Below are 22,990 nucleotides of genomic sequence, written 5' to 3' on the forward strand. Positions count from 1 at the left end.
AGGCACGGCGACCGCCGCCCGCCTTGTCCTCATCGCACGTTGCGGAGATCACGTTATAATGCATCGCGTGACAGTTCGTGCGCCCCGGCGCCTCGGGGTTGATCTACGAATTGCTAAGCAAACAGGATTGATGTCGCTCATGAACGCGCGCGGGCTTGCGTTGTGCGGCGCGTTGGCTCTGACGGCGTGCGGCGGCCAGCCCGAGAAGGGTGGAGAAAGAGGCCCCGGGGGGGGCCGCGGTGGCCCGGCACAGGTCGGCTATGTGGTTGTGCAGCAAACCAGCGTGCCGCTCGTCACCGAACTGGCTGCTCGTACCTTTGCCTATCAAAGCTCCGAGGTTCGCCCGCAGGTAAGCGGAGTCATTCAGAAACGCTTCTTTGAGGAAGGCTCGATCGTTCGCCGCGGACAACCGCTTTATCAGATCGATCCCAGCCTTTACCGTGCTGCCGTGAACGAAGCGACTGCCAACGTCGCAAGCGCGCGCGCTACGGCGGAGGCGGCACGCGTTCGGGCAGACCGCTTCCGCCCGCTCGCCGCGATTGAGGCGGTGAGCAAGCAGGACTATACCGACGCGCTCGCAACGCAGCGGCAGGCCGAGGCCAGCATCGCGCAAAACCGCGCACAGCTGGAAACTGCCAGGATCAACCTTCGCTTCACCACCGTTCCAGCCCCGATCACGGGTCGGATCGGCCGATCGCTGTTCACGGTCGGTGCGCTTGTGACCTCAAGCCAGGCGGATCCGCTCACCACGATCCAGCAACTCGATCCGATCTACGTGGACATTCAGCAATCCGCTGCATCCCTGCTTCAGCTCCGCCGCCGCATGGCATCGGGCGGCGTTCTGCCGGCGAGTGCAACTGTGCGTCTGAAGTTGGAGGACGGCAGCGACTATGGCGCCACCGGCACGGTGGAGTTCAGCGAGGTCGTGGTCGATCAACAGACCGGCACAGTGACCCTGCGCGCCCGCTTCCCCAATCCCAACGGCTTGCTGCTGCCCGGCATGTTCGTGCGCGCGGTCTTCGCTCAGGCGATCGAAACGAACGCGTTCCTCGTGCCCCAGACTGCGGTGTCACGCGACCCTAAGGGTGACGCGACCGTGTGGATTGTTGGTCCGAACAACAAGGCTGTACAGCGCACGATCCAGACCGTCCGCGCGGAGGGCGCGAACTGGGTCGTCACCGGTGGTCTGCGGGCCGGCGATAAAGTGATCACCCAGGGAACCGCGAACCTCAGCCCGGACGCGATCATCCGTCCGGTGCCCGCATCGGCCCCCCAGCAGCCCAAGCCTCCCTCGCCCGAGCAGCTGGAACAGCAGCAAAAGGCCAAAGGCAAGGCGGGCTAACGTGTCGCGCGTTTTCATTGATCGACCGATCTTCGCCTGGGTGCTTGCCATCATCGTCATGATGGCCGGCGCCGGCGCGATCCTGGGCTTGCCCATCGCGCAATATCCTGACGTTGCGCCGCCTCAGGTTTCGATCCGCGCCAACTATCCGGGCGCGAACGCGCAGACGATTGAAAACTCTGTCACTCAGATCCTTGAACAGCAGCTGACCGGTATCGACGGACTGCTGTATTTCTCCTCCTCTTCCACCTCGCGCGGCTCGGTCTCGATCACAGCCACCTTCGAGAAGGGCACCGACCCCGACATCGCGCAGGTCCAGGTTCAAAATCAGGTTCAACAGGCGATCACCCGGCTGCCGGCACAAGTGCAGCAGCAGGGGGTGGTGGTGCGGAAGTCCAATCCGGACTTTCTGATGATCGCTGGCGTCTATGACAGCAGCGATCAGATGACGAACCGCGACGTCTCGGATCTGATGACCTCGACATTGCAGGATCCCCTGGGCCGTGTTCAGGGCGTGGGCGATACGAACGTCTTCGGCTCACAATATGCGATGCGCATCTGGCTCGATCCGGCACGCCTTGCCAGCTATCAGCTGATGCCAGGCGACGTTGTCTCTGCGATCCAGACGCAGAACACCGAAGTCGCCGCCGGTGAAATCGGCGGACAACCAATGCCTTCCGAACAGATGCTGAACGCGACGGTGACGGCCCAGTCCCGGCTCCAAACGCCGCAGCAGTTTCGGGACATCATCCTGAAGACGCTTCCGTCCGGCGGCACGGTTCGGGTTGGCGATGTGGCCAGAGTGGAACTCGGCTCGGAGAATTACAACGCGAGCAGCCGCATCAACGGTCACCCGGGTGCTGGCATTGCAATCCTGCTCGCGCCTGGCGCCGACGCGCTGGAGACCGCCGAGCTGGTGAAGGCGGAAATCGCGCGCATCGCGAAAACCTACCCGCCGAACATCCGCGTTGCCTATGCGAATGACTCGACTGACTTCATCAAGCTGTCGATCGAGGAGGTCGTGAAGACCCTGATCGAAGCGGTCATTCTCGTCGTGATCGTGATGTTCGTCTTTCTTCAGAGCTGGCGGGCGACGCTCATCCCGACGATCGCCGTTCCCGTGGTGCTCTTGGGAACGTTCGCGATCTTCTATCTGGCGGGGTTCTCGATCAACACGCTGACGCTGTTTGGTCTGGTGCTCGCCATCGGATTGCTGGTGGACGACGCGATCGTGGTCGTGGAGAACGTTGAGCGCCTCCTCGAAGAGAATCCTGACATGACGCCGCGCGAGGCGACGATTGAGTCGATGCGCGAAATCACCGTCGCACTTGTCGCCATCGCGCTTGTTCTTTCGGCCGTATTCCTGCCGATGGCGTTCTTCGGGGGATCGACCGGCGTCATCTATCGCCAGTTCTCGCTGACGATCATCTCCGCCATGGTGCTGTCCGTCGCGGTGGCCATCATCCTGTCCCCGGCGCTCACGGCTACGCTGCTGAAACAACGACACAGCAGGGGCGCCGATCAAAACAAGGGGTGGTTCGAGCGTCGGTTTTCAGGCGTCTCATCCCGCCTGACGCGCGCAAGCGAATGGTTCAACCGCAACTTCGAACGCGGAACGGAGCGGTACGTCGGCTGGGTCGCTCGCGTGGTCGATCGCAAGTGGCTGTTCCTCGGTGTCTATCTCTTGGTGGTGGCCCTGCTAGCGGTTCTGTTCCTGCGGCTGCCCACTGGTTTTCTCCCAACGGAGGATCAGGGCGGTGCCACCGTTCAGTTCCGTTTGCCGGCCGGCGCCACGCGTGCGCGCACGGAAGAGGTGCAAAAGTCGGTCGAACGCTACTTCCAGCAATATGAGAAGGCGAATATTCGCACCATGCTGACCGTTTCGGGCGGCGGGGGCGGCGCGTCGGGCCAGAATACGGGTCAGGGCTTCATTTCCCTGACGGATTGGGCCGAACGTAAGGGCAAGGAGAACACTGCGGATGCGATCGTTGCCCGTGCCGCCGGTGCATTCCGGGCGTTTCGCGATGCTCAGGTGTTCGCCCTCATCCCGCCTGCCATCCGCGGCCTCGGTCAGTCCGAAGGCTTCACGATGGAGCTTCAGAACACTGGCGGGCTGAGCACGCAGGAGTTCGCGGCCGCGCGCGACAAGCTTCTGGCGCTTGCCAATGCGGATCCTGGCCTCACCGGCGTGCGGCTGAGCGAACTGCCTGACATCGGCACTCTTCGCGTGAATACTGATCCCCAGCGAATTGCCGCGCTCGGCATCTCGCAGACAGACGTCAATACCACGCTGTCGACGGCGTGGGGCGGCCGGTACGTCAATGATTTCGTGGACCGCGGTCGTGTGAAGCGCGTCTATGTGCAGGGTGACGCGCCGTACCGCGATGATCCGGACTCGCTATACCAATGGTTCGTTCGCGGCTCGAACGGCCAGATGGCGCCGTTCTCCAGCTTCGCCACGACCAGCTGGTCTCAGGCCCCCACCACCGTCTCCCGCTTCAACGGCATTCAATCCTTCGAATTCCAGGGCCAGGCATCGGGCGGCGGAAGCTCGGGTGAAGCCATGGCACGGATCGAGAAACTGGCCAGCCAGATTCCTGGCACCAGCGTCGCTTGGGCGGGCATCTCGTATCAGGAGCGGCTGTCCTCGGGTCAGGCCCCGCTGCTGTACGGGCTCTCGATCATCGTGGTCTTTCTTTGCCTCGCGGCGCTCTATGAAAGCTGGTCCATCCCGCTCGCGGTGCTGCTCGTCATTCCGCTGGGTCTTATCGGTGCAGTGGCGTTTGTGACGCTGCGGGGTCTGACAAACGATGTCTACCTGCAGATCGGCCTGCTCACGACCATGGGATTGGCGGCGAAGAACGCCATTCTGATGATCGAATTTGCCGAGCAGGAGGAAAGAAAGGGCGCTCGGGTGATCGATGCTGCGCTGACCGCTGCACGCATCCGCCTGCGTCCGATCCTCATGACCAGCCTCGCATTCATCTTCGGCGTGCTGCCGCTGGCGCTTTCTACCGGCGCGGGCGCCAACAGCCGCATTGCCATTGGCACCGCAGTGATCGGCGGCATGTTCACCGCGACGGTCCTGGCGATTTTCTACATTCCCCTGTTCTTCGTGCTGGTTCGCCGCGGCTTCCGGGACGCGATGGCGAAGGTGCGCGGCGAGGAGCCCGGCTTCCATCCGCCAGAGGGGCTGAACGAGCCGCCCACGGGCACGCCGCGGCTGGAGCAATCGTGATGCGTGCAGTCCTGTCCCTGCTGCTTGGCAGCGCACTCGCCGGGTGCAGCATGGCGCCCAAATATGTCCGGCCGGACCTCCCGGTTCCTACCTCATGGCCGACCGGCGACGCTTACCTGAGCCAGGCCGAAGCGACTCTGCCCAGCGTCACCTACCGCGATATTTTCAAAGACGTTCGATTGCAGCGCCTGATCGATCAGGCGTTGGCGAACAACCGCGATCTGCGGGTCAGCGTGGCGAACATCGAAGCCGCCCGCGCGCAATACCGCATTCAGCGCGCGGAGTTGTTCCCGCAAGTCGATGTCGGCGCCACCGCCACTCGCCGGGAGGTTGGCGCAGGAGCCGCCGGTGGCGCGTTCGCGGTCCGCGGCACCACCTACCAGACGTCGCTCGGCGTCAATGCCTTCGAGATTGACCTGTTCGGCCGCGTTCGCTCGCTCAGCGACGCGTCCCTTGCTCGCTACTTTGGCCAGGAGGCCGCCGCGCGCGCTGTTCGTCTGACCCTGACCGGCGACATAGCGAGCGCATGGCTCACCCATGCTGCCGACCAAAGCCTGCTGAAGCTTGCCGAGGACACAGCCGCGGTGGCGCAGCGCTCCGTCGCACTCACGCGAGCGCGCGTTGAAGGAGGTGTCGCCCCCAGAACCGACCTGCGGCAGGCCGAGCAGACGCTGGCCAACGCGGAAGCGAATATCGCCAGCCAGCGCACGGCTCTGGCGCAGGATCTGAACGCGCTGCAACTGCTGGTCGGCGCGCCCATCGATCCAGCCCTTCTGCCGCCCCCGATTGAAAAGGCTGCGACCACGGTAGCGGAATTGCCGGCGGGGCTCGACAGCCGAATATTGCTGCGGCGCCCGGACGTGGTGCAAGCGGAGTATGAGCTTCGCGCTGCCAACGCCGAGATCGGTGCCGCGCGGGCAGCGCTGTTCCCGACTATCTCGCTCACCGGCCTGTTCAGCCTCGCGAGTACCGCCCTCTCATCCCTGCTGGAAAGCGACTCCCTTACCAAGACGGCCAGCGGCAATCTCGCCTATCCGCTATTTCGTGCCGGAGCCGGGCGCGCCGGCGTGGCACAGACGGAAGCGCAACAGCGCGCGGCACTCGCCAATTACGAAGGCGCAATTCAAACCGCGTTCCGGGAGGTAGCGGATGCACTGGCCCGCCGCGGCACGATCACTGAGGAACTCGCTGCCACTGAACGATTCACCGCTGCCGCCGCCGACACGTTGCGCTTGACTGAGGCGCGCTATCGCGGGGGTATCGATACGTTCCTTTCCTCTTTGGACGCCCAGCGTTCTCTCTACGCGGCGCAACAGTCGCTAGTGCAGACGCGGCTGATCCGCGCGACCAATCTCGTTACGCTGTATCGCGCCCTGGGCGGAGATTCGCAGCTTGCGGTGGCGCCCACGGGCGCCGTGCCCGCGCCCGCGCTTGTGTCACCTCAACAGCCATAGGTCTGATCGTCGCGGGCGTGTTTCCGGGCGGCCTTGCAGAACCACGCACCTGGCAGCACGTTGTTGCCCGGTGCTTGTGGCTCAACGAAGGGCGAACCGGGATGGCTGACTCGCCAGCAAAACGATCGGGAAAGCGGCCGTCGCCGCTCCTGGGACTGACGGAGATACCCCGTGCGCTGTTCGAGTTCGGCATGCTCCCCTGGGCTGCACCGGCACTCGCCAGCGTGCCTCGTGGCGACGGACATCCGGTACTTGTCATCCCGGGCTTCAACGCCTCGGACCGGGCTACGCATGTCCTGCGCAGTTACCTTCGACGCCTCGGCTACGATGCACATGGGTGGGCGCTTGGCCGAAATCGCGGCCCTCGCTCGATCGGGAACGAGGGCGAACGATTGATCCAACGGGTCGAGGCGATCTACGATCGTCAGCAACGGCGCGTAAGTCTCATCGGATGGAGCCTTGGCGGGATCATGGCCCGTGCCGTCTGCCGTCGCGTGCCTGAACGCGTGCGCCAGGTCATCACGCTCGGCGCCCCCTTTGCTGGAGCGCCCAGAGACACGCGCGTGTGGCGCATGTATGAGTTCCTGACCGGCCAAAAGGTCGATGGCGATAGCGCCCGCGCCTATCTTCATGAGGGCGAAACGCCACTACCGGTACCATCCACCGCAATCTGGAGCCGCGACGACGGCATTGTTCCCTGGGCGAACTGTGTCGAACCGCATTACGCAACCAGCGACAATATCGAAGTATTCGGCAGCCATTTCGGCCTGCCCGTCAACCCTGCCGTTCTTTACGCGATTGCAGATCGGCTTGCTCAGCCAGAAGATGGCTGGAAACCCTTCGACCGGCGCGGCGTGTTCCGCGCGGTCGCTTATCCCAGCTCCGGCCACATCTGACTGCACTGGCCGCGCCGGCCTGCCTTACTACCGAGTTGACCTGCTGGAAGGGCATAGCGGCCGCGATTTGCGGAAGGATCGCCTGTGGCTCTCCACGTTGTAGATGTCCTTGGCGATGAAGTAATCGAACTTGCTTGCTTCGCCGCGGCGGGTGTCTTGCGGATGCTGGCGAGCCTCGCCCACCGGTTGTGCTGGGAACCGTTCTGAAGCCAGTTCGCGATACAGTTGTAATCGACTGGGAAATGCTTCGACCCGCGTTGCCTTGAAGACGTTTGCCGGGTCGGTGATCGGCCGCGATCGGACTTTTGGCCTCCCGTCATCATCAGGAGCGACAGTCCGATCGCCGCCAGGATCAATGCACGGTCCTTGCTCCTCGCTTACTTCGCGCCGGAGAGCATCAGCAATGTTGCGAGGCTCACCGCCATGCTCTCCACGTCCTTTTCCTTGTCGATCACCATGGCTTCTTCCAGCGAGTGCGCGCGCTGCGTCTGAAAGCCGGAACCAAGTGTCACTGCGGGAATGCCAAGGCTCATCGGGATGTTGGAGTCGGTCGATCCAGCGCCATAGGACGGCGTGAACCCCGCTGCCTTCGTCGTTGCAGTGGCGATCTGGACGATGTCGACATTGGTCGCTGTCGTGCCGACCGGCCGGTCGCCAACCTTCTTCGCCTCAAATGCCACTTTGCCCTTGGCCGTTGAGCGTGCGGCATTCTCAGCCTCCACCGCCCGCGGCAGGATCGCGAGGAACGCCTGTTCCTCGGCATCAAGCTCCGCCTTGCCGACGGAGCGCATATCCACTGTCATTGCCGTGGAGAAGGGAATGGAATTGACGGACGTTCCCCCTTCCAAAAGCCCGATATTGTAGACGGTGCGCGGCTCGCTCGGCACCTTCATCTTGCCGAACTCCACCATCGCATTGGCCATCGCATAGGCCGGGTTGACGATGCCGAAGTCGCCCATGGAGTGGCCGCCAGGCCCGGTGAACGTCACCTTGTACCGTCTGGAGCCCACGCCCGCATTGGTGATCCGGCCTGCGCGGCCAGGCTCCAGCGAGATGAAATAGTTGATCCGGTCCTTCAGCGGGCCTTTCGTGAACAGGTGCCGGGTGCCGCGCAGGTCGCCTGGCCCCTCCTCCCCCACGTTGCCCATGAAGATGATATCGGCCTTCGTGGTGTACTTGGCCGCGTTCATCGCCCGAATGAAGGCAAGCAGGACTGGTAAGCTGGACGTATCGTCGCCCACGCCGGGCGCGTAGAGCATATTGCCCTCACGCCGCACCTTCACGTTGGTGCCTTCTGGAAAGACGGTGTCGAGGTGCGCAGTGATAACGATCAGCGGCCCGCCACCCGAACCCTTGCGCATGCCATAGACATTGCCCTCCGCGTCGGTCGTGAGATCCGTCAGCCCTTCCGCCCGGAGCATCTCCAGAAAGGCTGCCGCGCGGTTCGCTTCCTTGAAGGGCGGCGCTGCGATTTCGGTCAGCTTGATCACGTCAGCCACGATCCGCTCGTGATCGGCCGCGAGCTTCGCCTTCGCCGCGGCAAATTTCGGGCTGGCGAGCAGCTTCTTCGCCTCGGCATCCCTGTTCTGCGCGATCGCGCTTGCCGGCATAGCCGCCGTGGCCGCCAGCAGCGCCAGCGTCATCAGTCTCTTCATCGGTGCGACCCCCTCACTGAAAACCATTTCGTCCGTTGATGCCCGCCGTATGCGGTCCCGTCGAGGCATAGAAATCTCAATTGATGGCTGGCGAACTGACCCGCTCCCACCACACTTGCCCATCAGGTTGTTGACGGACACGAAAGCGCTAAGGTCTGTCGCCATGCCGGTGCCCAGGTCACCAACCTCGCGATAGAAGGCCCTCGGCATAATTCGTCGGCCGCGTCATCGATCAGTATCGGTTCAGCGCCTTCAGGTCGGCCTAAGCACCACACCTATGCTGCACCTCGCGCAAATTCGACCGCCCGCTGGGCCAGAATGTCAGTTGAGTCGATCAAAGGGACGGGCAGATCCTCTGGTCCGACCACCAGCGGCACTTCGGTACAACCCGCGATGATCACCTCTGCCCCTTGCTCGATCAGGCGCATCGCCGCTTCCAGAACACCTTCCCGCCCGCGTGCGAGATCGCCTGCCTTGATCTGCCACACCGCCTCCATGAACGCAGCGCGGGTCGCCTGGTCGGGAACGACGGGCTGCAACTCGCGTGCCTCAAGTGCACGCTCATAGAGCCGGGCTTCCGCCGCCCCATTCACGGCCAGCACGCCAATCCGGCGTGCCTGTCCATGGTCGCTCGTCACCGCGGCCACCGTTTCCTCCACCAGATGAAGGAACGGCAGCGGCGTGGCCTCCTTAACCGCATCCGCAAAGGCGTGGGCCGCGTTGCAGGGCATCACCAGCACCTGTGCGCCCGCCGCCTCAAGGCCGCGCGCCATGGCCGCGAGCCCTGGCGCCGGCGAAGGGCCGGTTCCGGCAACGGCGGCATTGCGATCTGGCAGAGACGGATTGCTGTCCACGATCAGCCGAACATTGTCCTGCTCGCGCGCGGCGCCTGCCTGAGAATGACGCAACACCTTGGCCATGAAGTCGATCGTGGCCGCCGGCCCCATGCCGCCGAGCACGCCAATGGTCAGCGGCAGGGCCGTCATCAGATCGCCACCGCGCCGGTCAGCACGGGTTGATAGGCATAAAGCGCAGGCGATCCGCCCGTGTGAACAAACAATACCCGCTCGCCCTTTGCGATCTCTCCGGACCGCACCAGCGCGATCAGGCCGGCTGCCGCCTTGCCCGTATAAACCGGGTCGAGAAGCACACCTTCAAGAGAAGCGAACATCCGCACCGCTTCGATCATTTCAGCCGTCGGGAGCGAATAGCCCGGCCCGACCCACTCGTCCCGGCACTCGATTGCGTCGGGCGTGATTTCGGGGACAACCCCCGCCAGCTCGCCGACGGCAACCGCCAGCCTATGGACATTGCCTTCCTGCTCCGCGCGCGGACGCCGCACATTGATACCGGTCACCGGAATGCCGGCACTGTTGCCGATCAGGCCAGCGACGATCCCGGAATGGGTCCCGGCGCTTCCGCTCGCCACGACGATGCGGTCAAAGGCGATGCCGCTTGCAAAAGACTGCGCCAAGATCTCTTCGGCACAGGCGACATAGCCAAGCGCTCCCAGCGGATTGGAGCCACCGCCCGGGATGATGTAGCCCTTGCGCCCTTCGGCCTCGAGCTCAGCGGCAACTTTCTCCATCGCCGCTTGCAGATCGTCACCCAGCTTCACGACGGTGACCGCCTCCACGCCGAGCAGGTCGAAGAGGAAGTTGTTGCCCGACGCGTTCCGGTCATAGCTGTCCGGAACACGCTGTTCGAGCACCAGACGGCACTTCAGCCCCTCGCGAACGGCGGCGGCAAGCGTCAGGCGGCAGTGATTGCTCTGCACTGCGCCCACGGTGATCAGCGTGTCCGCCCCCTGGGCCAGAGCCTCGGCCACGAGGAACTCGAGCTTGCGCGTCTTGTTGCCGCCGCCGGTCAGGCCAAGCTGGTCGTCGCGCTTGATATACAGTTCCGCCCCGCCGAGCGCCTTGGTCAGGTGCGGCATGGCTTCGATCGCGGTGGCGCCCGGCGTGTAGCGGCGGCGCGCGAACTTCGCGAGGTTCATGGTGTCAAACTCCTGCTCTTGGTCCAATGCCTGGGCGGGATCGTCATTCCAGGCTGCTGTGTTCCGATGATCTATTGCTGTTGCGCCATTGCCGCAGCGCCAGCGCGATAACTGGCAACAAAGGCGGTCGCTTCGCCGACCACGCCCATGGTCAGCGTGAAGCCAATGTCCTTCAACTTCTTGGGGCCAGCCTCCCCCGGCACCTGATTGCGCGTATCCGCCGCCAGCGGACGAGCGTGCGCCGCACTGGCAACAGGAAACGCATCGGCGATCCCAGCCACATACGCGCGATCGATCATGTGCTCCCCCGTTCCAGACAGACGGGAAAGACTCACATCATCCGACCTACAGGCACAACCCTTCAGTGTTGGCAGGCAGCCATAGCATTTAGGCAATTGACGTGTGGGGTCACGTCTGCGGGCCGAGTACGGATCATCTCGCGCATGAGATCAAGGAAGCTGCGCGCGAGCCGCGACAGTGGATGCGTGGCGAGATGCTGGACCGACAGTTCGAACTCAGCCGCTGGCGCCACCGGCCGGAAATGAAGGTCCGGCCCGACAAAGGCCTCGGCCGTGAACTCATCCACGATCGCCACGCCAGCACCGCTACGGGCGAGTGCCGCCGCAATATAGACCGACTTGACCTGGATACCCGGCGAGTTGCCGGTCGCGCGCGAGAGGATTGGCGACACCAGATCCGCAATCGCCACGCTGGGCGCAAGATCGATGATCTCATGCTCGCGAAGCAGGTCCAGCGGGATCGACGACAACTCGCTACAGAGCAGTCCCGCCCCGAAGAGTGCCCCTACCCGCCCAGCGCCCAGCCGTGCCGATGCAATGTCCGGGTCTGTGGATCCCTGGTGCCCGATCACGAAATCACAGTCCCGGGAGACCAGCGCCTCACGGAAATCATCATGGTGGATCGCGGACACCTCGAACGTCACCCGCGGCAGCTTGCGGCGAAAGGCAGCGATCGCGCGCGGCGCCATTGCCAGCGCTAGTGACGGCAGCACGCCGACGCGGATATTCCCCTCCGACGTGGAGCGGAGGTTGCGGGCGGCGCGCTGAAAGGTGTCGATCCGGCTATGCAGATCGTCCACCTCACGGAACAGGATGTGCGCTTCCTCGGTCGGCGTCAGCCGCCCCCGAACCAGCGTGAACAACGGGAATCCCAGTCGGGACTCGGCGTGTTTCACAATCTTGCTGACCGAGGGCTGCGAAACGTTGAGCAGGCGCGAGGCACCGCTGATCGACCCGACCGAATAAACGGCGTGGAAAACTTCGATATGACGGAGATTCATGGCGCCCCCGGACCTGTCGCGTTCCGTCCCTGCTGCGTACGTAGTTCTATTTATGACAGGTCGATAACAGAAACGCCGCGCGCGAGACCAGCCCTGACGTGTCCGTGTCCGTGTCCGTGTCCGTGTCCACTAAGGCGGTGTCGAGACAGGCAAATGCGCAAGCGATCCGGTGACGGAGAGTACCGCACGGCGATAACCGCTGATTGTCTGGCTGGGGCGGCAGGATTCGAACCTGCGAATGCCGGTACCAAAAACCGGTGCCTTACCGCTTGGCGACGCCCCAGCAGAGCGCGCGGCCCTATAACGAGCCGGCGCGAAGTGCAATCACCTCAAAGGATCGGGTGAAGCCAATTGTGCGGATCGGCCAAGTGACCGCGTTGAATGCCGGTCAGCGTATCGAGGAAGCGCTTCGTGGTCTGCCCCGTGCCGCCGGTACCGATGGTGAAGCTGTAATCAGGGCCCGACACCTTCCCGATGGGCGTCACCACGGCTGCCGTGCCACACGCAAAGCTTTCCGTCAGACGTCCGCTTTCCGCATCGGCACGCCATTGCTCGATCGAATACAGCTCCTCCCGCACGGTGAGCCCGGCGTCCCGCGCCATCTGTAAGATCGAGTCGCGGGTGATACCGGGAAGGATCGTGCCGGTCAGTGGCGGCGTCTGGATCGATCCGTCCTCGAACACGAAGAAGATGTTCATGCCGCCGAGTTCCTCGATCCAGCGGCGCTCGGCCGCATCGAGGAAAACCACCTGGTCACAGCCACGGCGGATCGCTTCCTGCTGAGCCACCAGGCTGGTGGCGTAATTGCCGCCGCATTTGGCGGCGCCGGTGCCACCGGGCGCAGCACGCGAATAATCGTGGCTCACCCACAGCGAGACGGGGCGAACCCCGCCCTTCCAATAGGATCCGGCTGAAGAAGCGAGCACCATGTAGAGATACTCGCCCGCCGGCTTCACGCCCAGGAACACCTCGCTGGCGATCATGAACGGGCGAAGGTATAGCGAGCCGCCCTCTACAGAGGGAAACCAGTCGGCATCGGCCTTCACCAGTGCTTCGATCGAACCGATGAATAGGTCGTCCGGCAGTTCCGGCATCGCCATGCGACGGGCCGAATCGCGGAACCGGGCAGCATTGGCATAGGGACGGAACAGCGCAACGCTGCCGTCGTCATGACGATACGCCTTCAGACCCTCGAAAATCTCCTGCGCATAATGGAGCACTGCCGTTGCGGGATCGACTGTCAGCGTCGTGCGCGCCGTGATCTTCGCATCATGCCAGCCCTTCTCCTCGGACCAGCGCACCAGCGCCATGTGATCCGTGAAGACCCGCCCGAACGCCGGGTCCGCGATGCGACCGACCCGCTCGGATGCCGGAACCGGCGCGGGGTTTGGCTCGAAAACGAAGGGAGCGGGAGTCGACAAGTGGAAGCTCCTGGAGGGCACGACATTACGCGCCGTTGAGAGGGTTGCGGTCGGGTAGGGCGGATGGCAATGCCGGTCAACATGGCTGCCACACCCTCCTCCGCATCCCCGCTCTTCCTGCGCGAGCCTGAGATTCGGCGCGGCATCGAGCTGCTCTATTTCGGGAGCACTCATGTCACGCGCTCGATCGATCGTGGCCTGGCCCGCAAGGGGATGGGACGGGCGCATCACCGCGCGCTGTATTTCATCGCTCGAAAGCCGGACATGGCGGTGTCCGATCTACTGGCGCTGCTCGGCATCACGAAACAGTCACTTGGCCGCGTGCTGGGCGAGCTGACCGACCGCGGCTATGTCGAGGCGCGTCCGGGCGAGCGAGACCGCCGGCAGCGGCTTCTTCGCCTCACCAAGGAAGGCGAGGCATTCGAGGCCGATCTGTACAACGCGCTGCGTGAGCGATTCGCCGCGGCCTATTCGGAGGCCGGCCAGGGCGCCGTCAGCGGGTTCTGGGCCGTGCTTGAAGGTCTGGTGCCAGAGGAAGAGCGCCCGCGGGTCGAAGCGCTACGCGGCTGAGGCAGCGTTCCGACGTGCGCGCGGCGTTCCTGCGGCAGGCCCACCAGACATTCTGACTTGCTCGTTCCAAGCAGCATTTGGCGGCGGTGCGGGGGCGATCCAACCCGCTGCGGCCAGCGGGAGAGCGACTGATCGGACGCTTCATCCGTTCGCAGTCTAGTATCCCGACAAGCCGCCGCGGTTCAGTTCCGCGCGGCAGCCGCGAGTTCCGCGTTCCGTTGGCGGCTGGCTGCCAACGTCGCCTTCATCAGCGCTTGCAGTGCGTCCCCGCGATCAAGGACGTTAAGTCCCTCCCGCGTGGAGCCGCCCGGGCTCGCGACCCGATCTGCCAATGTCGCCGGGCTCTCCCCTGCCCCCGCAGCCATCGCTGCGGAGCCTTCCACCGTGGCAAGCGCCAGCCGCGCCGCCTGATCGGCCGGCAGGCCCAGCGAAGCTCCGGCGGCGGCAAGAGCGTCGATGAAGCGAAACACGAAGCCCGGCCCGCAACCGGACAGCGCCGTCACCGCGTCGAACATCGCCTCGTCGCCAATCCACTCGACTTTCCCGAGCGGCAGCACCAGCGCCTCCGCGATCGCGCGCGCCTGATCCGTGGACTTGGCGGCGTGGAGCGCGGTTACGCCCTTCCCAATCGCCACCGGCAGGTTTGGCATGGCACGAACGACGGACTCGGCGGTGATCCGCGTTTCCAGCGCAGCTTCCTCCACGCCCGCGAGGATCGACAGCAGCAAGGCCGGACGAACGCCGGCGAGTGTCGGCGCCACCGCGTCCAGCATTTGCGGCTTTACGGCGAGGACAATCACTTCCGGTGCCTGGCCCGCCGGCGCCGGAATGAGGTTCACCCCCTCCGGCACCGTCGGCGCCCCGGGATCGACCACCGTCACCGCAGCGGGTGAGAGGCCCGCTGCGATCCAGCCGCGCAGCATGGCGCCGCCCATGTTCCCGGCTCCGACGAGCCAGAGCGACTTCGGCAGTGTCATGATGCTTTAAGCCTCGCCCTGTGTTTCGATCAGCGCGGCGGCAATGGCGTCGCGGGGGGACTTGCCGCCCCACAACACGAACTGGAACACCGGGTAGAACCGCTCGCATTCGTCGATGGCGGTATCGACCAGCACCTGTGCCGCCTCCAGCGACAGGGTCGCCTCGTCTTCGGACTGATCGACCAGCGTTGCGTGCCGATACAGCAGGATGCCGCTGGACGACCAAAGCTCGAAATGCCCCAGCCAGAGCTGCTCGTTCACGAGGCCGATGGTCTCGTAAATCGCAGGACGCGCGTGCTCCGCAACCTTCACGTCTGGGAAGGTCAGGAACTGCAGGACACCGTCTTCCTCACGCCAGAGCGCGCGCAGCTCATAATCGGTCCAGCTGCCTTTCATGCTGGCGCTGATCTCGTCTTCATGCCGGTCATAGGACCAGCCATGCGCCGAGAAATAGCTCTCGAGCATGTCCAGCGGAGCTTCGGGTTCGTGTTCGTTATCGGCTTCGTCGAGCATCACCGCCTTATCGCACGGGAAGGGGTCATGACGCAAAGCACGCAGCTTAGCCGATTGTGGATGAATCGGCCTGCTGCCGTGCCTCGATGGCGTCCAGCCGCGCACGCAGCGCATCCGCCTCGTCCCGCGCGGCCACCGCCATCGCCTTCACGACCTCGAATTCCTCGCGGCTGACGAAATCCAGTCCGCCGATCCATTCGCGAGCCCGCTCGCGCGCGCCGGCCTGCGCTTCGCGCCCCACGCCTGCAACGGTGCCAGCGGCTCCGTTCATGAACTTCACCAGATCGTCGAACAGCCGGTTTTCGGACTGCATGGAGCCAAGCCTTTCGGGTAGAGAATCAACCGATGACTTGGGAGGTTCGAGCGCCGGGCACAAGAGCCTGCGCGTCAGGGTTCAGCTGCCCGATCCGCCATGTCAGCACACCGGCGAAGCTGATCCAGACGAGATAGGGCACCATCAACCACCCGGCCCATGGTCGGATGCGCGCAAAAGCGACCGTGGTGGCGATTGCCAGAACGAGCATCAGGATCAGAACCAACAAGGCCGATCCAATCCGATGTGCGCCGAAAAACACCGGAGTCCAAGCCAGGTTCAGGCCGAACGCTGCCGAAAACAGGCCAACGGCAAGCCGGCGGCCGAGCGCTCCCCTCGCGTTCAGGATCATGGCCAGTGCCAGACCGAGCATGATGTAAAGCGCCGTCCACACAACCGGGAACAGGGCGTCGGGGGGCGTCAGCGCGGGTTTGGCAAGCGACTGATACCAGGCGCTATCCTCGCCCGACGGCACACTGCGGCCCGACAGGAATCCCAGCAGCAGGATGAGCGGCACGCAAAGCAGTGCCCATCGCGCATAGGACATCCGCAACTGCTCCCTCGACGCGATGCCCCCCACAAGCCCTCCATCCTCGTTTCCCCGGCATAATCACGCCGCGCCGAACGGGTAAACCGGTGGAATCGTCTGTGTGGGCGGCAATCGCCTCAATTACGGACAGCGGCGAGCAGGAACTCCACATTGCCTTCCGGCCCAGTGATCGGGCTCTCCACCACCCCCTGGACGTGCCAGCCCCTGCCCTCAAACCAGTCAGCCACTTCGTCGCATGTTCGACGGCGGACGGCCTCGTCGCGGACCACGCCGCCCTTCCCCACTTCCTCTCGCCCGGCCTCGAACTGCGGCTTCACCAAAGTCATCGCTCGGGCGTGCGGCTTGGCGAAGCCAAGAGGCACGTCGAGAACCTTGGCGATGCTGATGAAGCTAGCATCGCAGACGATCAGGTCGACTGGCTCCGGCACGTGGTCCGCCGTGAGCAGGCGTGCGCTGGTCTGCTCGTGAACCACGACCCTCTCGTCTTGCCGAAGCTTCCAGGCGAGCTGATTGGTGCCGCTGTCGACTGCATATACCCGGGTCGCCCCGCGGGTGAGCAGCACGTCGGTGAAGCCTCCCGTCGAAGAGCCAACGTCGATCGCGATGGCTCCGGCAACATCCCACCGGAAGTGTTCCAGCCCGTGCGCCAGCTTGATGCCACCACGTGAAACCCACGGATGATCGCGCCCGCGCACGTCGATAATCGCGTCGTTCAGGAGGGTCTGCCCGGATTTTTCCACCTTCCGATCGCCGCTAAAAACCAGGCCGGCCATGATCAGCGCCTGGGCGCGTGTGCGCGACTCGGCGAGTCCCCGGTCAACAAGCAATTGGTCTGCGCGAACCTTTGGCATTGGGTCCCTATCGGGCGCCGAGCGCTTCGTCGCAAGCGCCGCTCGCTCCGTCTTCGGCTCGGAACTGAGTTATTGCCTATGGATTTAGTAGGGTATAGTTGACGTAGCGAGGTCGCGATGCCGGGCGTCCCCCTAGAGCACCGGTAACGCGGCCTCGCCGACGAAGAGGAGCACCCATCCATGGGCCATTATTCGTCCTCGCTTGGGCTGAACCCCAGCGTTCTTACCGTTCCTGGCCTGGGCAACTCCGGGCCAACGCATTGGCAGACCCTCTGGGAACAATCACGGCTGGATACCCGCCGCGTGGAACTGGGCATGTGGGACACCCCCCACCGCAATGCCTGGGTGACCAAACTGGATCAGGCAATTGCGCAGGCAAAGGCTCCCGTCATCCTGGTGGGCCACAGCCTCGGCTGCCAAGCGATCGCCTGGTGGGCTTCACTGAGCCCGCAGCCCTATGGCTGGCCAGTGGCCGGTGCGCTTTTGGTTGCCCCTGCCGATGTCGATCGCGCCGGCATACCGCCCGAACTGTCGACCTTTGCGCCGGCACCGCGCACGCCGCTTCCGTTTCCCTCGATCTTGGTGGCGAGTACCGATGACCCCTGGATCGAGATCGATCGTGCGCACAGTCTTGCCGCGGATTGGGGCAGCCACTTCGTCGACGCCGGTGCGCAGGGTCACCTCAACGCTGCGAGCGGGCTTGGTTGGTGGCCGGATGGGCAGGAACTGCTGGAGCGGGTCATCGCCGCCTCTGGTGGCCCGCACGGCGAGGTTCGGGCGCCTGGAGACGCTCGTGCGATATTGGCGCAGGCCTCAGCTGGGTCTCCGTCCGGCATCCACGCCTGAGTAGAAGGCGGGATCGACTACTCGCCCCCCGCCGAACCAAGATCCGTTCATCCTCGATCGGCCGCCGTGCTGCCGGCCATCAGGGTTGTGGCGGCGCCTGCTCCTGATCGTTTTGCACGTCTGCAAGGCGGCGGGCCTCCTTCAGCCTGCGCCACAGGGCCAGGTTGAAGCAGGCGAGCGCTACCACCATCAGTCCGGTCGCGAGAAAAACCTTGGTCCAGCCGCTCACGCGCGTGCGCCGACTGCCTCAGCTTCGTTCCAGCGCAGCGCCTTCAGAACGGTCCTGACAATCCCGTCTGCGTCCAGACCCGCTTCGGCATATTGAGCCTGGGGCGTATCCTGATCCTGGAACGCGTCCGGCAAGCGAAGCGTGCGAAGCTTCAGCCCACCATCGATGAGACCTTCGTCGGAGGCCATGGTCAGCACGTGGGCGCCCAATCCGCCGATGGCTCCCTCCTCGATCGTCACGGCCACCTGATGGCTGGCCAGCAACTTGCGGATAAGCGCTTCGTCCAGTGGCTTCGCAAACCGCAAGTCTGCCACCGTAGTCGACAGCCCCTTCGCGTCGAGTTGATCGGCTGCCTTCATCGCCTCGGCAAGCCGCGTGCCCAGCGAAAGGATCGCCACCGTCTTGCCTTCACGGACGATCCGACCCTTGCCGATCTCCAGCTTCTCCGGCGTGCCAGGCAACGGAACGCCAACGCCATTACCGCGGGGGTAACGCACGGCAATCGGCCCCGCGTCGTGCTCGACGCAAGTGTGCGTCATGTGAACGAGCTCCGCCTCGTCAGCCGCAGCCATGACAACGAAATTGGGAAGGCTGGCGAGATAGGTGATGTCGAACGACCCCGCGTGGGTCGCGCCATCCGCGCCTACCAGACCGGCTCGGTCAATCGCGAACCGTACCGGCAGGTTCTGGATCGCGACGTCGTGCACCACCTGATCATAGGCGCGTTGCAGGAACGTGGAATAGATCGCGCAGAACGGGCGCATTCCCTGCGCGGCGAGGCCCGCCGCGAAGGTAACCGCATGCTGTTCGGCGATACCTACGTCAAATGCGCGGTCCGGATGCCGCTTGGCGAAACGATCGATGCCGGTGCCGGAAGGCATGGCGGCGGTAATCGCGCAAACGCGCGCATCTCGATCGGCTTCGTCAGCAAGCGCGTCGCCAAAGACGTTCTGATAGGCCGGCGGCCCCGGCGGTGCCTTTGCCTGCGCGCCTGTAATCACGTCGAACTTCTGCACGCCGTGATACTTATCCGAAGCTGCTTCAGCCGGGGCGTAGCCCTTGCCCTTCTTCGTCACGACGTGAACGAGGATCGGTCCCTCTTCAGCGTCCCGCACGTTCTCGAGCACTGGAATCAGATGTTCCAGATTATGGCCGTCGATCGGCCCCACGTAATAGAAGCCAAGCTCTTCGAAGAGCGTCCCGCCCATCGTCATGCCGCGGGCGAACTCATCAGTCTTTCGCGCGGCGTTGTGGATCGGGCGCGGCAAGCGGCGCGCGACCCGCTTCATCAGCTCGCGAACGGACAGGAACTCGCGGCTCGAAACGATGCGCGACAGATAGGCTGACAGGCCACCGACCGGTGGCGCAATCGACATGTCGTTGTCGTTCAGAATTACGACCAAGCGATTGCCTGCAGCTTGGGCGTTGTTCATCGCCTCATAGGCCATGCCCGCCGACATCGCCCCGTCACCGATCACGGCAATCGCTTTGCCGGGCTGGTCCGCAAGCTTGTTCGCGACCGCGAAGCCCAGCGCCGCCGAGATCGACGTAGAGCTATGGGCCGCACCGAACGGATCATACTCGCTTTCCGACCGCTTGGTGAAGCCGCTGAGCCCACCGCCCTGGCGAAGGGTGCGGATCCGATCACGGCGCCCGGTCAGGATCTTATGCGGGTAACATTGGTGGCCAACATCCCAGATCAGCCGATCACGGGGGGTGTCGAACACGTAATGAATAGCCGTTGTGAGTTCGACTACCCCAAGCCCCGAGCCAAGGTGCCCGCCGGTCGTGCCAACCGCGCTGATGGTTTCAGTGCGCAACTCGTCCGCGAGTTGGCGAAGCTGCTCGGGAGCAAGCTTTCTCAGGTCGGCCGGCGTCGATACGGTGTCGAGCAGCGGCGTCGAGGGCAGATCGGTCATTCTGCGAGGCTTACTCCAGCGGGTCGATTGTGTCGAATGCTACCGCTTCGGCACCAGCGAACAAAAAGGGTCAGTCGGAACTGCAGGCCCCGCACCGCCCGCGTACCTCGATCACAGGGCGCACCGGTGAGAAACCGGCGGCGGATGCGGCATCGCGAACGCCACGGGTCAGCCGATCATCGTCAAGGTGCGTGGTCTGCCCACATGAATCGCATACCAAGAAGATGCAATCGTGCAGACAGTCAGGGTGCGCATTCGCCACATAAGCGTTGGCGCTCTCCACCTTTCGCGCGAGGTTCGCACCAACGAACAGATCGAGGATCCGGTAGACGCTATTCGCCGCAACACGCCGACCTTCCGCCTTAGACACCGCATCGGCGATGTCATACGCGCTGGCCGGCTTCTCGAAGCCGGCTAGTGCTCCGAAAACGCTCGCCCGCATCGCGGTCCATTGCTCGCCGGCGCGTTCCAGCGTCGCTTGTGCAGCCTGCGCGAGATCCGCACCTTGCGGTTCGTGATGGTGGTGACCGTGTGGCATGATCTGGATTTAGGTCCGCGAGCGTCTTGCAGCAAGCCGGACCGGCCCCACGGCGGCAGGCCGCGCGAAAGATGGCGGTTCGTTCTCCCGCGCGACTAGCATAAGGCCAACTGAAACGATCGGGAGGGAATTGTCATGGATCTCGGCCTTGCCGGAAAGACTGCCATCATCTGCGCCTCGAGCCAGGGATTGGGCAGGGCCTGCGCGGAAGAGCTTGCACGTGCCGGCTGCCGCGTCGTCCTGAACGGCCGGGACGAACAGGCACTGGTCGAAGCGGGCGCCGCGATCCGGGCTGAAACTGGCGCGATCGTTGAAACGGTTGCCGGCAACATCGGCGATCCCGGAGTTCAGGCCGCGCTGATTCAAACAGCGGGCACGCCGGACATCCTCGTCAACAACAATGGCGGTCCGCCTCCGCGAGGGTTCAGGGATCTCGACAGCGATGCGCTGCATGCCGGCCTTGATGCCAACATGGTCACGCCGATCCGCTTGGTTCAGCAGGTCATCGACAGCATGGTGGAGCGGCGGTTCGGCCGGATCGTCTGCATCACTTCGGGCTCGGTCAAATCGCCTGCCGCCGGGCTCGATCTTTCCAGCGGCGCCCGGATCGGCCTGCACGGCTTCCTCGCAGGCGTGGCGCGCGAGGTGGCCAGCGCCAACGTGACGATAAACTTCCTTCTTCCCGGCCTGTTTGCGACTCGACGCCTTGGCGGTGTGATGGCCTTTGCCGCAAAGGCACAGTCGATCGACATTGAGACTGCGGAGGCACGCGGTCGCGAGCGCATCCCCGCGCGGCGCTTCGGCGATCCCGCGGAGTTCGGCGCCGCCTGCGCCTTCCTCTGCTCGGCCCAAGCCGGGTTCATCACGGGACAAAGCCTGCTGATCGATGGCGGCGCCTTCCCCGGAGTGCTATAAAGCACAGCTTGTTTGCGCAGCGGGGCAAATTCCCGCATGTCCGCGCGCCGAAAGGAACTTTGCCATGGCCGCCAACTGGGCCCCCGACAGCTGGACTGCGCATGAAGCGCGTCAGCTCCCCGATTATCCCGACGTCGCCGCACTAAAGGCAGCGACAGACACGCTCCGCTCGCATCCGCCGCTAGTGTTCGCCGGCGAAGCCCGGAACCTGACGGCAGAGCTGGCACGTGTCGCGGCAGGTGAGGCTTTTCTGCTTCAGGGCGGCGACTGCGCGGAAAGCTTTGCCGAGTTCCACCCGAACAACATTCGCGACACGTTCCGCGTCATCCTCCAGATGGCAGTGGTACTTACCTTTGCGTCGAAACTTCCTGTGGTGAAGCTTGGGCGGATGGCGGGCCAGTTTGCCAAGCCACGTTCCGCTCCCACTGAAGTTATCGATGGCGTGGAACTGCCCAGCTACCGTGGCGATAACGTCAACGACATCGGTTTCACGCCGCAATCCCGCGTGCCCGATCCGCAGCGCATGGTGCAGGGCTATGCGCAGTCGGCCGCTACGCTGAACCTGCTCCGCGCCTTCGCACAAGGCGGTTACGCCAACCTGGCTCAGGTGCATCGCTGGACGCACGACTTCATGGGTCGCTCGCCCTGGGCAAAAAAATATGCGGAAACCGCCGATCGGATCGGTGAAGCGCTCGAGTTCATGGCCGCGTGCGGAATCGATCCGGAAACGGTGCCGCAGCTGGCGCAGACGAGCTTCTATACCAGCCACGAAGCGCTGCTCTTGCCCTATGAAGAGGCGATGACTCGGCAGGACTCGCTGACGGGCGACTGGTACGACACATCGGCCCACTTCTTGTGGATCGGTGACCGGACCCGTTTCGAAGGGTCGGCTCACGTCGAATTTCTTCGTGGCATCGGCAACCCGATCGGCGTGAAATGCGGGCCCAGCCTGGAACCGGACGTACTCTTGCGCTTGCTGGATACGCTCAACCCGGGGCGCGTTCCGGGGCGGGTGACGCTCATCACGCGGTACGGATATGACAAGATCGAGGGCTCGTTCCCGCGCCTTCTGCGAGCGGTAACGCGCGAGGGCCATCCCGTCGTGTGGAGCTGCGATCCGATGCACGGCAACGTCGTCAAGGCCGCAAACGGCTACAAGACCCGTCCGTTCGATCGGATCCTGGCGGAGGTTCGCGGCTTTTTCGCGATCCACCGCGCAGAGGGAACCCATGCCGGCGGAATTCATGCGGAAATGACCGGCCAGAACGTCACGGAATGCACCGGCGGCGCTGTCGACGTCACCGAGCAGAGCTTGGCCGATCGTTACCACACTCATTGCGACCCGCGCCTCAACGCTAGCCAGAGCCTTGAACTCGCCTTCCTGCTGGCAGAAATGCTGAACGCAGAGATGGCGGAGCGTCGCCGCGCGGCGGCTTGAAGAAAAGGCGACGCGGCGGGTTGACGGCC

22 protein-coding genes and 1 tRNA gene are annotated in these 22,990 nt (G+C 64.1%); 8 read left to right on the forward strand and 15 right to left on the reverse strand.

The window, feature by feature from the left end:
* The first annotated feature begins 130 nt into the window (after positions 1–130).
* From LQ954_RS12415 to LQ954_RS12430, 4 genes are all read left to right on the forward strand, one after another.
* Positions 131–1,342, forward strand: coding sequence for an efflux RND transporter periplasmic adaptor subunit (locus tag LQ954_RS12415; protein ID WP_231023416.1), 1,212 nt, complete (start codon positions 131–133; stop codon positions 1,340–1,342).
* A gap of 1 nt (position 1,343) precedes the next feature.
* Entirely contained in the window at positions 1,344–4,580 is a 3,237-nt protein-coding gene (locus LQ954_RS12420) for an efflux RND transporter permease subunit (protein ID WP_231023417.1), read from the forward strand.
* Entirely contained in the window at positions 4,577–6,034 is a 1,458-nt protein-coding gene (locus tag LQ954_RS12425; protein WP_415837143.1) for an efflux transporter outer membrane subunit, read from the forward strand. The genes LQ954_RS12420 and LQ954_RS12425 overlap by 4 nt, the downstream gene beginning before the upstream one ends.
* 101 nt (positions 6,035–6,135) lie before the next feature.
* Positions 6,136–6,930 (forward strand): esterase/lipase family protein, encoded by a 795-nt coding sequence (locus LQ954_RS12430; protein WP_231023418.1) that lies wholly within the window; start codon positions 6,136–6,138, stop codon positions 6,928–6,930.
* Between the two features lie 377 nt (positions 6,931–7,307).
* Here the strand turns inward: LQ954_RS12430 and LQ954_RS12435 are convergent, their stop codons facing one another.
* The 7 genes from LQ954_RS12435 to LQ954_RS12465 form a co-directional block, all read right to left on the reverse strand.
* Entirely contained in the window at positions 7,308–8,585 is a 1,278-nt protein-coding gene (locus tag LQ954_RS12435; protein ID WP_227772558.1) for a M20/M25/M40 family metallo-hydrolase, read from the reverse strand.
* Positions 8,586–8,860: 275 nt separating this feature from the next.
* A complete protein-coding gene (locus LQ954_RS12440) occupies positions 8,861–9,571 on the reverse strand; it encodes an aspartate/glutamate racemase family protein (RefSeq protein ID WP_231023419.1) in 711 nt (236 codons plus the stop codon).
* Positions 9,571–10,581 (reverse strand): D-cysteine desulfhydrase, encoded by a 1,011-nt coding sequence (locus LQ954_RS12445; RefSeq protein ID WP_231023420.1) that lies wholly within the window; start codon positions 10,579–10,581, stop codon positions 9,571–9,573. The genes LQ954_RS12440 and LQ954_RS12445 overlap by 1 nt, the downstream gene beginning before the upstream one ends.
* A 71-nt stretch (positions 10,582–10,652) precedes the next feature.
* Positions 10,653–10,880, reverse strand: coding sequence for a hypothetical protein (locus tag LQ954_RS12450; protein WP_231023421.1), 228 nt, complete (start codon positions 10,878–10,880; stop codon positions 10,653–10,655).
* A gap of 62 nt (positions 10,881–10,942) precedes the next feature.
* Positions 10,943–11,881 carry a LysR family transcriptional regulator gene (locus LQ954_RS12455; RefSeq protein ID WP_231023423.1) on the reverse strand — a complete coding sequence of 313 codons (939 nt, stop codon included), beginning with the start codon at positions 11,879–11,881 and terminating at the stop codon, positions 10,943–10,945.
* A 208-nt stretch (positions 11,882–12,089) separates the two neighbouring features.
* Positions 12,090–12,164: transfer RNA gene (locus LQ954_RS12460), tRNA-Gln, on the reverse strand.
* 46 nt (positions 12,165–12,210) lie between these two features.
* Positions 12,211–13,302, reverse strand: coding sequence for a branched-chain amino acid aminotransferase (locus LQ954_RS12465; protein WP_231023424.1), 1,092 nt, complete (start codon positions 13,300–13,302; stop codon positions 12,211–12,213).
* Positions 13,303–13,365: 63 nt separating this feature from the next.
* On the opposite strand from LQ954_RS12465, the gene LQ954_RS12470 reads away from it, so the two are divergent.
* Positions 13,366–13,872, forward strand: a complete 507-nt coding sequence (locus LQ954_RS12470) for a MarR family transcriptional regulator (protein WP_227772564.1) — start codon at positions 13,366–13,368, stop codon at positions 13,870–13,872.
* 182 nt (positions 13,873–14,054) lie between these two features.
* Here LQ954_RS12470 and proC read toward each other — a convergent pair whose 3' ends face one another.
* The 5 genes from proC to LQ954_RS12495 form a co-directional block, all read right to left on the reverse strand.
* Positions 14,055–14,849: a pyrroline-5-carboxylate reductase gene (gene proC / locus LQ954_RS12475; protein WP_231023425.1), complete on the reverse strand. Its 795-nt coding sequence runs from the start codon at positions 14,847–14,849 to the stop codon at positions 14,055–14,057.
* 6 nt (positions 14,850–14,855) lie between these two features.
* Positions 14,856–15,362, reverse strand: a complete 507-nt coding sequence (locus LQ954_RS12480; RefSeq protein WP_227772566.1) for a YbjN domain-containing protein — start codon at positions 15,360–15,362, stop codon at positions 14,856–14,858.
* Between the two features lie 46 nt (positions 15,363–15,408).
* The gene (locus LQ954_RS12485; RefSeq protein WP_227772567.1) at positions 15,409–15,675 is read right to left on the reverse strand and encodes an accessory factor UbiK family protein; all 267 of its coding nucleotides are present in this window, start codon (positions 15,673–15,675) and stop codon (positions 15,409–15,411) included.
* Positions 15,676–15,700: 25 nt separating this feature from the next.
* Positions 15,701–16,222 carry a TspO/MBR family protein gene (locus LQ954_RS12490; protein ID WP_231023426.1) on the reverse strand — a complete coding sequence of 174 codons (522 nt, stop codon included), beginning with the start codon at positions 16,220–16,222 and terminating at the stop codon, positions 15,701–15,703.
* Between the two features lie 119 nt (positions 16,223–16,341).
* Positions 16,342–17,076, reverse strand: coding sequence for a TlyA family RNA methyltransferase (locus tag LQ954_RS12495; RefSeq protein ID WP_231023427.1), 735 nt, complete (start codon positions 17,074–17,076; stop codon positions 16,342–16,344).
* A gap of 180 nt (positions 17,077–17,256) precedes the next feature.
* On the opposite strand from LQ954_RS12495, the gene LQ954_RS12500 reads away from it, so the two are divergent.
* Positions 17,257–17,922 carry an RBBP9/YdeN family alpha/beta hydrolase gene (locus LQ954_RS12500; RefSeq protein WP_227772570.1) on the forward strand — a complete coding sequence of 222 codons (666 nt, stop codon included), beginning with the start codon at positions 17,257–17,259 and terminating at the stop codon, positions 17,920–17,922.
* A gap of 79 nt (positions 17,923–18,001) precedes the next feature.
* On the opposite strand, the gene LQ954_RS12505 is transcribed toward LQ954_RS12500, so the two are convergent.
* From LQ954_RS12505 to LQ954_RS12515, 3 genes are all read right to left on the reverse strand, one after another.
* Entirely contained in the window at positions 18,002–18,151 is a 150-nt protein-coding gene (locus LQ954_RS12505; RefSeq protein ID WP_227772571.1) for a hypothetical protein, read from the reverse strand.
* Entirely contained in the window at positions 18,148–20,070 is a 1,923-nt protein-coding gene (gene dxs, locus LQ954_RS12510; protein ID WP_227772572.1) for a 1-deoxy-D-xylulose-5-phosphate synthase, read from the reverse strand. Before dxs ends, LQ954_RS12505 begins: the two co-directional genes overlap by 4 nt.
* Before the next feature lie 70 nt (positions 20,071–20,140).
* A complete protein-coding gene (locus LQ954_RS12515; protein WP_231023429.1) occupies positions 20,141–20,608 on the reverse strand; it encodes a Fur family transcriptional regulator in 468 nt (155 codons plus the stop codon).
* A 135-nt stretch (positions 20,609–20,743) separates the two neighbouring features.
* Between LQ954_RS12515 and LQ954_RS12520 the strand changes: the two genes are divergently transcribed.
* Complete coding sequence (locus LQ954_RS12520) at positions 20,744–21,523, forward strand: SDR family oxidoreductase (RefSeq protein ID WP_231023431.1); 780 nt, start codon at positions 20,744–20,746, stop codon at positions 21,521–21,523.
* Between the two features lie 64 nt (positions 21,524–21,587).
* Positions 21,588–22,961: a class II 3-deoxy-7-phosphoheptulonate synthase gene (locus tag LQ954_RS12525; RefSeq protein WP_231023432.1), complete on the forward strand. Its 1,374-nt coding sequence runs from the start codon at positions 21,588–21,590 to the stop codon at positions 22,959–22,961.
* Positions 22,962–22,990 lie beyond the last annotated feature (29 nt).

It is taken from the genome of Sphingomonas sp. IC-11 (assembly GCF_021043365.1).
GTDB lineage: Bacteria > Pseudomonadota > Alphaproteobacteria > Sphingomonadales > Sphingomonadaceae > Sphingomonas.